Annotated in this window: 1 protein-coding gene; it reads right to left on the bottom strand. The window is 65.8% G+C overall.

Annotation, left to right across the window (positions count from 1 at the left end; genetic code table 11):
* Positions 1-2: 2 nt before the first annotated feature.
* Positions 3-792 (bottom strand): IS3 family transposase (locus IPV10_RS16845; RefSeq protein WP_207485826.1); only part of this gene is annotated, 790 nt, incomplete at its 5' end.

The raw sequence follows: 792 nt of genomic DNA, 5'->3' as shown, positions 1-792 counted from the left end.
CGCTATTTGATTCCCACCAGCTGATCGCGGTCGGCTTGGACAGCATAGAACGCCTGCTCGAACTCGGCGGGCGGGATGTCGCCAAGGTAGCCGTGGAGGCGTTGCGTGTTGTGCCAGTGCACCCATCCGAGTGTGGCGAGCTCAAGGTCCTCGACGGTCCTCCACGGGCCGGGGCAGGCGGGTCCGCGAACGAGTTCGGTCTTGTAGTACCCGTTGACTGTCTCGGCCAGGGCGTTGTCGTAGCTGTCGCCGACGGTGCCGATCGAGGGTGTCGCGCCGATCTCGGCGAGGCGTTCGCCGTACCGAATCGACGTGAATTGACTGCCCGCATCGCTGTGACAGCGGAGATCGTCGTGGTGGGTGCCGCGGCCCCATCTGGCCATCTCGATCGCGTCGAGGACCATCTCGGTGCGCATGTGACTGGCGCATCGCCAGCCGACGATCATCCTCGAGAAGACGTCGATGATGAAACAGACGTAGGCGACGCCGGCCCAGGTCGGCACGAAGGTCAGGTCGGTGACCCAGAGCTTGTTCGGGCCGGTTGCGGTGAACTCCCGCTTCACGAGATCCGGGTGCCGTGCGGCGGTCGGATCGGGCCTGGTCGTCTTCACTCGCTTGCTGCGTGTCGCGCCCTCTATGCCAGCCGCGCGCATCAACCGACCGGTCTGGTCGCGGCCGATGTCGAGCCCGGCACGGCGGGCGCTCTTCCAGAGCTTGCGGACCCCGTAGACGCAGTAGTTGTCGTTCCAGAGCGTGACCAGCTCGGGGGTGAGGGCAGCGTCGCTGATCGAT

Source organism: Microbacterium sp. SD291 (genome assembly GCF_017355365.1).
Classification (GTDB): Bacteria; Actinomycetota; Actinomycetes; order Actinomycetales; family Microbacteriaceae; genus Microbacterium.
Note: the sequence above shows the minus strand (reverse complement) of the source record. Positions and strands in the feature narration are given on the sequence as shown.